General features: G+C 47.6%; 9 protein-coding genes and 1 tRNA gene. 2 read left to right on the top strand and 8 right to left on the bottom strand.

Going from position 1 to position 13,996, the window contains the following annotated elements; all coding sequences use genetic code 11:
* Nucleotides 1-2: 2 nt before the first annotated feature.
* From ACR8BF_RS16460 to ACR8BF_RS16495, 8 genes are all read right to left on the bottom strand, one after another.
* On the bottom strand, nt 3-545 hold the full coding sequence (locus tag ACR8BF_RS16460) for a hypothetical protein (protein WP_434745295.1): 543 nt from the start codon (nt 543-545) through the stop codon (nt 3-5).
* Nucleotides 538-5,631 (bottom strand): DNA phosphorothioation-dependent restriction protein DptH, encoded by a 5,094-nt coding sequence (gene dptH, locus ACR8BF_RS16465; protein WP_434745296.1) that lies wholly within the window; start codon nt 5,629-5,631, stop codon nt 538-540. The genes ACR8BF_RS16460 and dptH overlap by 8 nt, the downstream gene beginning before the upstream one ends.
* Nucleotides 5,612-6,937 carry a DNA phosphorothioation-dependent restriction protein DptG gene (gene dptG, locus ACR8BF_RS16470; RefSeq protein ID WP_434745297.1) on the bottom strand — a complete coding sequence of 442 codons (1,326 nt, stop codon included), beginning with the start codon at nt 6,935-6,937 and terminating at the stop codon, nt 5,612-5,614. The genes dptH and dptG overlap by 20 nt, the downstream gene beginning before the upstream one ends.
* 4 nt (nt 6,938-6,941) lie before the next feature.
* The gene (dptF, locus tag ACR8BF_RS16475) at nt 6,942-8,591 is read right to left on the bottom strand and encodes a DNA phosphorothioation-dependent restriction protein DptF (RefSeq protein WP_434745298.1); all 1,650 of its coding nucleotides are present in this window, start codon (nt 8,589-8,591) and stop codon (nt 6,942-6,944) included.
* A 712-nt stretch (nt 8,592-9,303) separates the two neighbouring features.
* Nucleotides 9,304-9,388 (bottom strand) — tRNA-Leu (locus ACR8BF_RS16480).
* A gap of 122 nt (nt 9,389-9,510) precedes the next feature.
* Nucleotides 9,511-10,542 (bottom strand): DUF1176 domain-containing protein, encoded by a 1,032-nt coding sequence (locus tag ACR8BF_RS16485; RefSeq protein WP_434745951.1) that lies wholly within the window; start codon nt 10,540-10,542, stop codon nt 9,511-9,513.
* 230 nt (nt 10,543-10,772) lie between these two features.
* Nucleotides 10,773-11,765 carry a YsnF/AvaK domain-containing protein gene (locus ACR8BF_RS16490; protein ID WP_434745299.1) on the bottom strand — a complete coding sequence of 331 codons (993 nt, stop codon included), beginning with the start codon at nt 11,763-11,765 and terminating at the stop codon, nt 10,773-10,775.
* 16 nt (nt 11,766-11,781) lie between these two features.
* A complete protein-coding gene (locus ACR8BF_RS16495; protein WP_292986304.1) occupies nt 11,782-12,183 on the bottom strand; it encodes a DUF2382 domain-containing protein in 402 nt (133 codons plus the stop codon).
* 527 nt (nt 12,184-12,710) lie between these two features.
* On the opposite strand from ACR8BF_RS16495, the gene ACR8BF_RS16500 reads away from it, so the two are divergent.
* Together ACR8BF_RS16500 and ACR8BF_RS16505 are read left to right on the top strand one after the other, a co-directional pair.
* Nucleotides 12,711-13,220 (top strand): DUF2501 domain-containing protein, encoded by a 510-nt coding sequence (locus ACR8BF_RS16500; protein ID WP_179897457.1) that lies wholly within the window; start codon nt 12,711-12,713, stop codon nt 13,218-13,220.
* Between the two features lie 130 nt (nt 13,221-13,350).
* Nucleotides 13,351-13,986, top strand: a complete 636-nt coding sequence (locus ACR8BF_RS16505; RefSeq protein ID WP_179897455.1) for a hypothetical protein — start codon at nt 13,351-13,353, stop codon at nt 13,984-13,986.
* The last annotated feature ends 10 nt before the right edge of the window (nt 13,987-13,996 follow it).

Raw genomic sequence — 13,996 nt, forward strand, 5'->3', positions numbered from 1 at the left:
TATCACCTATTCAAAGAACTAGCTGAACCAACGTCAGCACCACCAGATGCAGACTTTGAATCAGCATTCATTGAGTAACTAGGGTTCTCGATGTTAGCAACAGCCCAATACATTAAAGATATAATCCATGCAAATAATGAACACCATGAAAAATAAATCCCATTACTGGAGCCAACACTATACAGTATGATAATAGCTAAAATTGTAACCACTGTACCTAACAGTAGCCAACGAAGCACTGCAATATTATTACCATCGACTTCTTTGTGATTTATAATAATATTGACTGTCTTTTCAAAAATAGTAGTAGCTAATAGCGGAGCAGAAAACGCGAGAAAATTAAGCGTATTCATGTTTACTATCAATCGGTCAAGTCTTCCCGGTGAATTGTTAAAAACAGCAGTAAACCAAATACTTATACTACCTATAACCACTACAATTAAAATAAAAAACCCCAAAAAGTAATGATTACTGAATACCAATTTCAGTCTACGCCCAAGCTCGCTAAAAAGCGTGCAGATATTTTGAGGTGTTGAATCACTCATTTCCACTCAACTCCCAAAATGCTTTATCGCGCATTTTCCTCACCTTTTTTTCCCCATCAACATACAGGCTAAAATGCTTCTCAAGCTGCCGAATCTGCCCCATCAAAGACTCCTGCTCACCTTTATCATCGATGTTGAATACCGCCTTAATATCCGCATTCCTAATCTCAGAAACACGATGGATCACCCATGTTAAGATATAGGAAGCATAATTATTTTCCCCGGTCTTAAAGTGTGTGATCTCCTGCGTTGACAGGATCGCACCAACACCATACTCACGGCCTTCTTTAAGGATCTTACGCAGGCTGGAGAAATCCTGGCGCATAAAGTTATCGGCTTCATCCACCAGAATCATTTTGGTGAGTTGACGATAATCCCCTCGCACCACTGGCTTACCGCGCTTTTGCATCTGTGCATAAAAAAGATCTAACGTAAGTGCTACCACAAGGTTTTGTACTTCTGGCGGGTAGCCAGCCAGTTCAATCACGGTGACGCCATCAATCAATTCGTACAAGCTAGTCATCTGATCCGGGATGGTTTCGAATATCTTGTAACGCGCCAGCTTAGAAAGCGCTGCGTAAAGCGAATCTTCTTCAACCTTTTCCTGATCAAGGAAGCGCTGCCATACATCTTCAATTGTTGGCGCGGTTCTTGACCATGTTGTTGAGTCCTCTGGTGAAATCCCCGCAGCTTCGTAGCATTCTAAAATCAGATTTTCTAATTTAAGCTGCTGCTTATGGCCCAGGCCATAGGCTTTCGCCATCGTTTCTGATAATCCACCAGCGGTGTGGATTGGTAGCATTGGTGTGTCGCCAAACAGAGATAATGGGTTATAAGGCAGCTTAAATAACTTGTACTTTTTCGCGCCCGTAGCATCAAGAAAAGCCTCATCCACATAGTCTGATTTGTAGTCGAAGATTAGCAAACCTATAGGTTTACCATCAACGTTACAGGACTGATTACGCATCAACTGTGTGACCAGCGATTTAGTAAACTGGGTTTTACCGGTGCCCATCGTGCCAATAATACCGGTATTGGTATTCATGAACTTCGCGGTGTTGGTTGGCTCCCAATGTAATGGGCTCTGACGCGCAGCATCATGACCAAACAGGATCTGTAATGGAGTATCGCTAAAATCAGGTGTCACCACCGGTACAGCAGGCTGTAACGACTCCGACTCAGGTTCCGAAATGAACTGTTCAGCAGTCGGCGTTGTGACTTTTACCACGACTTCGGATTGTGACGGACTGACATCACACTCTGGCTTAAGCCGGTATTTTTCCGGCACCTTGTAACGTTCCGCCAACGGTGGTTCATCCCCTTGCGCAGCAATCAACGAAGGCAGCAGTGAATAAGGGATTTCGATCTGTAAGATATTCTCCGCTGTCTCTTTATAAGAGAGATCGAAGCAGGTTGCGCTGTCTACATGCGCCACGACGAAGCCGTCCGCATAGTCCGCCAACTCACCTAACTCATAGTCGCCCGTTAACCACCATTCGCGCCTATCCTGCAAGGGAGCCAGTTTGTTGCTGTCCAGCACACCGTAAAGACGCAATTTCTCAACCTGCATCAACACCTGACGAATAAAGAGCGCCCGGTACAATTGTGATGCCAGCGTTTGTGGTTCCAAAATGTCCTGCTGTAAATAACGTTTCAGCTCGCGAGCCTGTTGGCCTGCATAGCTGTAGTCAGGCCGCGCCCCGGTTTTAACTTCCAGCGGTAACAGATAGAGGCGGTTTTCTTTGAAACCCACAAAGAGCACATCGTCAGAGATCGCGCCGTTACGATAACCCTGTAAATTTCTCGATAAATCGCTCTCTTTCATTTTCAGCCCGACATTGCCGGACACACGGATCATTTCGGCCACCGATAACGGAATCCAGCAAATGTCGGACTGGTGCAACATAGATTGCACAAATTTGTACGCACCTATAATGCCGTGCTTCTCTTTACGCTCTCTTTCATTGGAGCGCAGCATTTTCAGCAGCCATTCGCCATTAAAGGCGTTAAATTCAGCCAGCAGATGCTGACTATCAACAGCAGATTGCCCTGACTGGCTTCCGGTCTGAAGCAACCGCAGGAACAAATCAACCTGCTTCGTGACGGTTACAGCATCGTAGCCTGCGCAACTGGTGTACTGGTCAGAATAGTGGATAAGCACCACATCTTTCTGACTGGTGAAAAAGTCGAGAGTAACTTTTGGATCAATAATGGTGGTCCAGAGCGCGCTATTGTAGGAGTAATTGAGCAGCTGTTTAAAATTACCGCTCACAGCCAAGCCGATTCCTTGTCCATGATACTGGCTGTTGCTTTGACGTGCAGGTTGCCACAGGCAGCCGATTAGTCGGGCAAGACGTAGGGCGCTGTAGGACTCAGTATCCACATCACGCAGTCCAAACGCGGTAAAGTAAGCATCCCCCTGCGTCTCGGCACCTTCCCCAGCAATCAACCCATGACACAATACCCCACTGGACGCATCTTCAATGCGGATCTGGCGGCAATCCACAGGTGCTGTATTGGTGAAAAATGCCAGATGTGCATAGGCCAGCTTGTCGCTTTCTGACGGCAGGACAAACTTGCTGAACGTTAACCGGCTACGCAGCAGATCAATCAGCATATCGGCTTCCGCACGCCATACGCCGCTGTTCAGATCGAGATCGTTTTTAAGCTGCTCATAGCTTCCACTTTCTGCAAAGTGATCGAACATATTGGGTTGCAAACGTTCATCGTAGCAGTTCACATGAACCGAAATAGCCTTCTCTTTTTTTTGCTTAAAATATTCTACTAATCCCAGAAACAGTTCTTTGGCGTTCCCTTGATTAATGGCATTGATAATCAACGCACTGTTTTCAGAGCTCTGGAACAACCGGGCGTAAGCGTCCGTGAACTCATTAAGTTTGTCTTTTACCAGACGTTTAACGTAGTCATGGCTGACCTGTCGCTGGGGAACCACATCAATCCAGAAGCGGTTTTCATCCACCGGCTGTAGTTGCGCGTATTCATGCTCACTGTGATAAACAAACGGCACTAACCCGGAAACCATCAAGCGATCAAGAGTGATCGGCGGTAGTGTGGCAAATGATGCCGAATCGTGCTGTTCCGACTCCGCAACGATAGTTTCTGCCAGTTGTAGATGGTAGGCCAGCACCAGAGGATGCAGCGGAGAGAGGCGTTCATGGCTATCATTGCGGCAGATCCCAAGATGCAGAAGACGTTTCTCATGCGCTGTCAGCGCTCTGCTCAGGCCTATTTGCTGGAGTGACTGTTCAAATGTAGTAACAATGTTGCTAACCAGTGCGCGATATTCCGCTGACCACGACACCAGACTCGGCAGGGTGTTACGACGATGATAGTAGGCAAATAACTGCTCATAAGCGTTATGGAGATCGGGGTAGCTAGCAAGAAGTTCATCCAGCATAAACTCGCTATCGTCACTTCCCGTACCCAGCAGACGCTGCTCAATTAATGAGGCTTCCATTATCAACAACTGCTGGCGTACACCGACGACCTTGTGTTCAGTATTATCGATTATGATGCGCCCTTTTAGTCGGTTCCAGGTTGCATTGCCCTCTTCCTTAAACAATTTGTTGAAACGACTTTGGTCAAAAAGCAGTGGCAGCGTTAGCCCTTCTTCTGCTCCTGGTCCCTCTATGTTAAACGACACACGGGAATCGGCAGAAACGATCGCAAACTGAACCAGGTCACTTTGATTTGCCAGCGTATCAAAATTAACCTGAGCATAATGCTGGCAGTCTATGTCTTCGCTCTTGTCATTCAACGTACAGGTCAGGTTGCCAGACTCGGCAATACGCAGCGTGTTATCTTCGAGTTGCAGGGTTATTTGTTCTTTACCGGGCTCAATGCGGTAGCAGTGCTGAATATCATTTAGCCAGAATTGTCCCTGCTCGACCAATAACAGGCGAAATTTATACTCTTCGGCTGAATTATTGCGGTTGGTCAGTTCGAGACTAAAGAAGCAGGGATGCCCATCAAAAGGCACCGACGCCATAATGCGGGAAGTTTTGCCCCCCGCCCGGCTGGTGCGCCAGAAAGGTGCATTCTTTAACTGACGATTATGGGCAATCTTTATCTGGTTATCCTGAAGATCATTACCCTGAAAACTGAACTCCAGCTCAGCCTTTGATTGCCCGGGCTGCACCTGCACCAGCAGGCTGATGTCACGTTTGCCTGCCTTACTAGCGCTTTTCGCCCGTTGCCAAATCTCGCCGTTTTCGACGGAGACGTTCTCCAGCACAAGTTTTTGTTCACTATTCTGTTCTTTCTCTTTCCTGTAATCGGAGAAATCGAGCTCACGCCAGTCATCTTTATCGTAAAAATGCTCCTGAATGAATTTTGAACTAAACTCAGGAAGCACATTCTCCAGCTGTCCACTGTAGCGTTCAATACTATCTTCTATCTGGCGATATAATTTTCGGTTTTCATTCAGTCGGGTGCGTAGCTGCTTCTGGCTATAGTTCAGTAGTTCATCATCTTTAAACAGATGAAGCTCGGAGAAATCCAGATTGCCATCATCCAGCAAGCGATACAGCGACGAGAAACCAAACACGGTCGCGCCTTCATCAAGTACCGTCGCCAGTTGATCCTCCAGCAAACAGTGGGATAATTCCGAACGTTTACTATCTGTGGTAATGAGCTTTTCCAGTTGATGACTGAAGGTTTGTGGATACCAGATAGCATCCGGTGCAGCCACGTCTTTCGTGCTGTTAATCAGGGTATCGAGCATACTGTTGTGAATAATCAACAGCGCTGTTTGGGCAAAAACGCCGCTGCGCCCTGCAACTTCATCGCGCAAATGAGAAATGTAGTTTTCTGTGAATGCTGGAGCCTCGGCTCCTTGCAGTACAGGAATAAGCTGAACACTATTACAGGGGAGGCAATCGATATATTGCCCTGGCGCAATTTCCAACTGATTGCCGTCCGCCAGAGAGACGAATGCTTCCCAAAGTTTTAGGGCATTATCCGGATCGGGAGATTTGAACTGGTAGCGCTCGCCGGGCTGAATAATGCCACCTACCCATTCGATAAAGGTTTTTGCCAGATAGGTTTCATACTGTTTTACGGACATACACGGCGTCTCCACTATCACTCATTCGCTCTACATTTCCCATGCGTTCATAAAACGCCACCAGCGTTTGCGCCGACTGGTTGTCCAGATAAAAACCGCGCTGTTCAAAACCACGCAGCAATTCATGCAGGCGGAGTTTGTCATTTTTGCCCACAGTGAGATTAGTCAGTAACAGAAGACGATCCTGATTCAGCACCAGCACTTTCCCTGCCCGACCACGGACCTGAATGAAGTCAGTGCAAATCTGGCTTTCCAGCTCCTTAATGTAATTCTTATTTATATCCGCACGGTTAGTTTTTTTATCCTGGAATTGCTCTACGGCAACGGATAATAGCTGTTTGAAAGCACTTTCCAGGTTTTTTGCGCGGTCACGAACAGGAAGATCTCGTTCTTCCTTACTAATAAATTTCTGTATGTAATCATTAATTTCATCTAAAACTTGATTTGGGGGATCCGAATAATTCAAACAATCCTTATATACCTGCCAGAGAGGGCGTTTTTTCTCCCCTTTTACCTGCAACACTTCCAGCGCGGAAAGAATAGGGAACAGTTTTTCGCTCTGGCTGGCGAACAGCTTATAGCCATAACGTTTCACCTTTTCCCGTTCGGAGCTGGCTTTTTCGCTATCAAGAATAAAAAACAGTGATTTGCTTTGTGGTTCGCCGTCCTGCCAGTTGTCCAGATTGAGCGCCAGTTGAGCGCACCAGCTAAAGGCGTACAAACGTAGGGTGTTGGTCAGTTCTTGTAAAAGGTATTGTGGGTGCTCCGCCAAAAACGCCAGATCGGACTGAAAACACGCGACCATATACGGAAGATACGGTTGCTCTTCTGCAAACGGTCCTTTATCCAACAGCTTTATTTTTCCATTGAGCTTATTCAGCATTTGCTGCTCGATGAAGTTCAGTCTGTCGTGTATGGGATAACGAAGACTGAAATCTCCCATCAAATTGGCAAACAGCGTGCCAAGTCGTTTATCTGCCGTTGAACCACCACTTATTTTTTCACCCACAAACTGAGCGTGAAACAGTAAAAAAAGAGGTGATACACGGAAAATATCCTTGCTAGAAAAATACATCCGTTCTAGCACCGACCAGAATGCAGGCTCATCAAGCATCTCCTGCATATGTGTTTTACAATCTTCACGGAATTGGCTAGGATCGTAGGCTTCGATTTTGCGTTTCAGAGCGTAGCTAAGGGCCAACCCGGTGACGAACTGCCAGCTAATATCGTTGTTCTTATTGCGCACAGGCAGGTAACTATCCAGTAGATTGTTACCCACTTTTAACTCGTTTGCGATAGGGTACATTCTACTAACCCTCCATACCGCTAATAGTGATCATATCGTCATCCGCCTTTGCACGATAAACCCGCTGTCTGCCATCATAAAATTTGATTTCGCTGCTGGATTTAGCCTGCTCCGCGATCAACTCTACAATTTCATCCAGTAACACGATGGCATTTTTATCGTATTTATTCGGACGATAACCATTATTCAACTTGTCCAATAATTCGAACAAATTAAGCCCGATATGGATATGCGGCAGTGGATTTCGCCCCACCTTTAAATAGACATCGAAGCCAGTTGGATGAGCCGTATGTTTATTACGGATAGCATCCCAATCAGGCTTCACCTCTACCGGTGCGGTTATTTTTACCCCACCAAACTCACCCAAAAAGAACTCTTCTTTTTGCATACTTAATTCAGGTGCTTTGCGGTTAGCATAGCGCTGGATACCTGCGATAAGCTCAAAAGCATAGAAGCGATTCAGTGATCTTTTTTGCTCCGGATCCGCTGTGTAATTTCTATGCAAACGCCAGATTTCTGAGTAACGCTCAAACAACGATTCGTTAAAAAACGCGGAAAATCTCCGATGATAATCATTACCCAGCGACTCGTGCTGCAATAGCCAGAAAAGACGGATCAAGGAGGTTGCGTCACCGGGCTTAACGCTCTGGCGATCAAACTTAATGTGCAACGGCTCAAGTGCGGCTAAAAAATCATCGAGTTCGGAGTCAACCAGTCCCAGTTCATAGCGCAAAACAAATTGATCAAGTTCATAGGTGTGCAATCTGGCGGGATCAAAATCACAAACTTTTTTAATCAAATCATTTTCTGCACCGATGAACAGGTTATCAAATAAGTAGCCTGGCCCCATCAACAGATGATGCAGAAAGTCCAGCAGCGTTCGGGTCGTTACAAACTGGTCTTTAATCAACCGCGCTTTAAAGAGCTGCGTAATTAATACATTCTGCACGCCAGACATGCAAAGAAATTTAAAGTTTGCAACCTCTTTTAGATCTGGGTTAACAGACTCCTCGCGCCGGAAAATAAACTGAAAGAAATTATTATCATCATCACGAGTTAAATTATCTAATAAGGACTTAATAAATGATGAATATTGTTTGCTTTCGTCAAACTGGAATTTAGGGTAATGTTCAAAATCAAAAAAAGAACAATTCTCGTTACGGTAAGGACGGCTTGCATCCTGCTGCCCGGATAAAAATGAGTCAATTGCAGACCGGATCATCTTGTGGCATTCAGCGCCTTCTCGAGCAAAGTTAGCGAGCATTCCGGTGTTGATGCCAATGAGCAATGGAGATGACTGCTGATGATGATTAGCAAATAGCTCATTCAAAGCGTCAATGGCTGATTGTCGAGGGGCAAAGCTATGAGTGGCATCCAGATGGAAACTAAATCGCCGCTGATAACGCGGATCTGACTGACAGCGGGTTAAAATTTCTGATTTTCCGTCCCCGCTACTACCGCACAAAAAAATGATTTCGCCAGGTTTAGAAACATCCAGATAGCGTTGCAATTCAGTTTCAATCTCTTGTTTAACAAAGAGTTGTTCCTTCAACTGATCTAACTCATCCTTCTGGCGGTGTGTCACGGTGGTGACGGAAAACGAAGATGACTTCGCAAGAACACCCAAAGCCTTTTGTAATGTGATTGCGCTCATAACCGCACGGCCTCTGAAGAAAATTTTTTACCATTCTATATAAACATAAACATTAACTCTACTAAACATTAAAGTCATCCAGTAGTTTGTTAATGACCCCAGCCATACCTTCCCTAGGCAGACTATGAAGCAATTTGGCTGATTGCAGAACAAAGATGTTTAGATTGCGCATAGGGCCAAACCTTGTATAACTTTAACCACATATAATTCAGATTTTATCTGTTACTCAAGTGAGCGCATCTACTATATCTAGCATTGAAAAAAGCGATTCAGTGAGCTTTAAGCTGTTATCTGGCTTAACTCAGCGATCGTTTGGTTATACTGGCAAGTTTGCATATCTGGGTAGCTCTGAGGTCTGGTAAAAACCTATCTTTCACACAGCTTAAAGATGTTCTTGAATCCTAATCAATGCTCCAAAAAAGTATTCACATTTTTTATTTTAAGGCCATATAACGCCACAGATATTTCACTCTTATCCTTTAATTTTATCTGTAACATAAATCAACACTTTTCTATAAAATTATTATTCTTCATAATTAGTTTATGTTTAATAAAATTTTTTGAATTAACATATAAGTAAATGTATTAGGAAGTGATGTACATTGATTCGCAGTAATAGTGAACGACTGAATCGGATGTGAAGAAGAAGAGCTGGACTCAAGAGTGTAAGACACAAAAAAAGCCGCCCTTAAGCGACTTAAATTTGCATATCTGGTGCCGAAGGCCGGAATCGAACCGGCACGCCTCGCGGCGGTTGATTTTGAATCAACTGCGTCTACCGATTTCGCCACTTCGGCACTGAAGGGTATGCGGAAAACGTTGAGGATTATACCGTTACCCCCTGTTTCCGCAACCCTTATCCGCAGGCAGTGGTGCAACTGCTGAAAAAAACGTCTTTTTGGATCTCAGGTTCACCGGCTTAACCCGAAACAGGCTTCACATCCGTCACCAGCGTCGGCAGATCCCAGGTGCCGCCCGCATGGATGTAACGGCACATGCCGGTCCCGCCGTCATAACTTTTGCAGAAGGTCTTGCCGTCCCATACCCAGTTTTCCTGGCTCATGCAGTCGCCGATGCCCCGGCCTTTCTGCACACTGGTAATCTCGCCCTTGTCATAATCGGACCCGGAAATGGTCACCAGCTCAGGCTTGCCTTTCAGCTGGTTATCAATAACCCAGTAGCCATATCCTTCGTTATAAGCGGCACGCCAGCAGAGTGCCGAAAGCAAAGCATGGGTGTCATCCAGTGGCGTAAGCGTAAGTCCGTCGGTTTCCGGATCGCTGTTTTCTGCCGGTGAATAGAGGCTGTCGCACGTGTCATCGTCATTGTGATTGACCGTTGCAAGCAGCCGGGTTTTCAGTGCGTCGCTTTCAGAAGCGGTCATCCAACGGGGTTCGCCGCCGAGGGTTTTTGCTGCCTGAATAACCGGTGCAGGCACACCTTTAGCGACGCTGCTTTCCGGCTTATTGCCCTTTTTGGTGAGCGCACCTTGCGTGCCGATACGGCCCTGCACGTCGTCCGCTTTCAGCAGCACAGCGTAAGCGCCCTCACCGGAAAGCAGAAATGGTTTGGTGCCGCCTTTAAACTCGACTTTACCGCTGCCTTTGACAGCGCTGATGACCGCTGAGGTCTGACTTGCCGACATCCGCCAGTTGTCATCAGCTGCAACCAAATCCCCTGCTGATTTCCCGTCGATCCACAGCGTCAGCTTTTCCGCCGGTTTGCTGTCATCTTCGGTGTCGCCCAGCGTCACTTCGCCCACTGTCTCCGTTCCCGGTCCAGCGGAACGGGTGAGCAGGATCGAGCCGGACGGATCCTCTTCTTTGGCATAACCCGCAATGCGGCAGGTCAGGGTGTTATCACAGACAACTTCCCAGTCTTTATGCTCAAGCGTTTTTCCGCTCTGGACGGCCTGAGCCGACAGGGAGAGCATCGCCAGCACGAAAAGCATCGGTTTACAGTTCACTTTATTCCCTTATGTTTTATTTCTGCCCAACCTGCGCGGATATCACCTGATTGTATCGAAGAAGATATGATGCCGTTATCTGTTTTTAACGCCCCCCACAACGCAAAAGAGCCAACCTCTCGGTTGGCCCCTTCATGCATATTTCAGCATCTTGCATGCTCAGCATCGGGTATCATCGATACCCGTCAGCGCCTGTTGTTGTCAGGATGAGCGCCTCAATGTGAGTGATCATGCAACTTACTTTCAACCTTGTCCTTCACTTCGCTGGCTTTCTCGCTCACCTTCTCAGTCAGGCTCTCTTTGTGGTCGCGATTATGCGCAGCGGGTGACTGCGTCGCTGCACCCGCTGCGGCAGGTCTGCCCGCTGCGGTGGTACCCGGCAGCTCGCGCTCCAGACCACTTCGTGCATGGTCGATATCCACTTCCTGACGACGCACCGTATCGTTAATGGTCTCGGTACGATCGCTGCCGTCAGTACGCACCACCACTTCTTCTTTCACGTGGGTCGTTTTATTGATCACCGGCTGCTCATGGGTCTCAGCGACCTCGACAGTTTTCTCTGACCAGTCCACTTCTCCGGCCAGCGCGGGTTCATTCACCGAGCGACGGAAGATGTCAGCGTGCTGCTCATGCAGCGAGATATCTTCAGATACGGTATCAGTCACGGTATAGCGTCGAACGCGGGTCGAGCCTTCACTGACCAGACGTTTACCCACTTCCACCTGCTCTTCGGCCAGACGCAGAATATCAGCTTCGCTCTCATCACCAGTCAGTGAGGTGCGTAGCGGCTCAGCCGGGCGGTCATTGGTCTCACCGGCAAACTGCTTACCTGCTGTCGGGTTGATGCCCGGCGCGGTGTTGCCATTATTAACTGAGCTTTGCATGCGTGACGGCACATCTACCGAATCATGAGAATGGAGAATTGTCATGGCGCGGGCCAGCTTCTCCTCCTCAGTGCGGATGGTCAGCACAACGCCGCCCTTGTCCATCGCTTTGGTATAGACATCCGCCTCATCTTTATCGACGTCGTGCCCGAACAGACGCTGCCACAGGCTCGGATGGCGAATAGACTGCCCTTCCTGCTGCAAACGTTCCCCACTGATAAGACTGATGTCCCGATCAGAAAAGCCTGCTTTCACGAGATTTCTTTTCGCGGCCTCTGCCTGAATTGCAGAATCGAACAGTGTTACGATTTTTTCCTGTGCCATGATAGGTTCCTCTCTGTTAGCTAATTTGATCGTCATCTCTTTCAACGTTCACCTGCTGCTTACGTCGGGTCACCACTTCCTGAAAAGGAACATTCTCCTGCACTTTTCGGATGTGGATCTCCTCTTTAAGCACCAGCTTTCTGACGATTTGGATTTCTTCCTCTACTACCGGGACAATCAGTACACCGTTCTCTTCCCTGATTTCAGGCATCGTTTCAACGATCTGCGCTTTCGCTACATGCTCAACCTCAACCTTCTCCCGGTTAAGCAGCGTACTGATGACCTCGTCATGTTCAGTTGTGGAACGGGTAACTCGGACATGTCCATCCACAATCTTTTGCTTCGTCAGGGCTATTTGCTCTTCCGCGAGTTTAAGCGTGACGTCTGCATTTTCATTGTGCTCTGGCTGTCCAGCCATATTATCGCTCCCGTTAAAAATTAAATCACAACTGCCTGACACAGTGATTAAGCATGAACACTCTCGCGGATTCCGCAAGGCGAAATAATAAAAAATCTCGCCACCTCAATTTTATTTCGGCACATAAAACCACCTCTAAAAAAAGCGATTCGGCTTATTTTATCGCTGTGATTTAAAATTAAATAAGATATTAATCAATATCTTAATGAAAGGTAATTTCGCAGGTAAATATTAACACGCCAGACGCAACCACTTAAAATATCGCTTATAAGCAAAGCGGTAAATTTAATTTAAACCAGGACAATTCCTGACAAATACAGGCAAAAGCTTAAATAAACTTCCGGTAGCTCGCGCTTATTATCCGCCACCAGTCATGGCCGCAAAGAATAACAACCCTCACACTCACCTGAATATTTCACGGCATCGATTACAGAACATTCTCAAACTTTTATCTGTGAAAGAAATTCAGGAACTTTCTGCTCCTCAGCCTTTCTTAGGAAAACAAATAAGTCCATACAGAGGTTGAGATGAAACGAGCACAACGCAGTGCGTGGGGATGGGGACTGGCGGCACTTCTGGTGGCGGGCAGTGCATCAGCGGCAAGCTGGCAGGATCAGCTGAGCAGTGCAGCATCACAGCTCAGCCAGCAGAACAACGGCAGTACAACCGGCACTACACAGCAGAATGGCGGCCTGTCGCTCTCTTCTATTTCCAGCATGCTGGGCGGCGGTGACAAAGCGGTCAGCGCCAACAGCATGACCAATGCCGCGGGTGTGATGCAGTACTGTGTCGAACACAACGTGGTGAAAAATAATGTGCAGTCGGTGAAAGATCAGGTGCTGAGTAAGCTGGGTCTGAATACCACCACCGCACAGGAGCAGAAAACCGACTACACCCAGGGCGTGGCAGGCCTGCTGAACACCGGTAACGGCCAGCAGCTCAATCTGCAAAGCCTGAGCAATTCGCCGATGGGTGAGAAGCTGAAAACTAAAGCCTGTGACGTGGTACTGAAGCAGGGCAAAAACTTTATCTCGTGATCCCTCTCCTCTTCTCTCCCCTCTCTGCTCTGAGGGGAGCATTAAACGCCCCACTGCTGTGATGCCTGACATTCCCTTAACCTGGGGTTGAGCGCTATAGTGTTGTTTTGGTTTCTACAGGACAGCACGCATGAAAGGCATCAACATCGCACTTTACTTCGACCCCGATCAGATTCACGCCTGCGTTCACGAGCAGGATGACAGCTATCTCAGCAAAAAATTCGAGTATGACGATGGCGTGATTGAAGAGATCTACCAGTGGCTGGAGCAGTACGAGCCTAAACGCACCCACATCTGCCTGATTGAAAACGAAACTGCCGAGCTGCTGGCCGATGAGCTGGTCGACAGTGGATTCCGCGTCCATCAGGTCACCATGCATCAGCTGCTGAGCTGGTTCGCCACCGAGCCGCCTTCTACGCCAGACGGCACGCCAATGCGCGCGATGCTGCGCTTCCTGGAAGATGAACATCCACGCGAATATGAGTCGCGTACGCCGCAGACTGAAGCGCTGATGGAGATGTTCGACGAGCTGGATGCGCTGGAGATGGTTGATGACGCCGACGATGAAGACTCGCTGCCAGGCGATCTGCTGCGCGCCATGAAGAAGCACAAAATCACCGCCAGCGAAGCCGCCCGGCATCTGCTGCCGGACGTTAACGAACGTATCCGCGAGCATCTGATGCAGTACCCCGAACTGATGACGCCGGAAATCCTGCAGGACTTCTTCCCGGAGCTGCTTGAGGCGCTGGAGCGTCCGAAACACTAATCAGGGAGAG

The organism is Candidatus Pantoea rara, assembly GCF_051136265.1.
Classification (GTDB): domain Bacteria; phylum Pseudomonadota; class Gammaproteobacteria; order Enterobacterales; family Enterobacteriaceae; genus Pantoea; species Pantoea rara.